We start from the raw sequence: 317 nt of genomic DNA on the forward strand, positions 1-317 counted from the left end.
TCTGCTTGATGCGGCTGCGGCCGCTGATCCCGGCGATGTCCGGGTGGGCGACCCGGGCGTACTTGTCGACCTCGCAGAACAGGTTCTGGCAGTCGATCAACTGCAGTGGGCGCCCGCGCAGTCCCGCGAAGGCAAGCCCCAGGCGGGCGAAGTGCTCGTCCTGGGTGTCGGCCATGTAGCGGATGACATCCGCCTCGATGCCGTCGGCCGCAGGCCCGAAGCACTTGCGGATCCCGTCGCGCGCTCCGGGCCCGGCGACGACGAAGTCCATCTCCGAAAACGGCATCTCGGCCGCATAGTTGAGGTCGATCACGAAC

1 protein-coding gene is annotated in these 317 nt (G+C 67.5%); it reads right to left on the minus strand.

Annotated elements, in window-relative coordinates:
- Positions 1-286 (minus strand): nucleotide kinase domain-containing protein (locus IH50_RS0137155; protein WP_267883292.1); only part of this gene is annotated, 286 nt, incomplete at its 3' end.
- Positions 287-317: the final 31 nt, after the last annotated feature.

The sequence above is a fragment of the Streptomyces sp. NRRL S-37 genome, assembly GCF_000721605.1.
Lineage (GTDB): Bacteria > Actinomycetota > Actinomycetes > Streptomycetales > Streptomycetaceae > Streptomyces.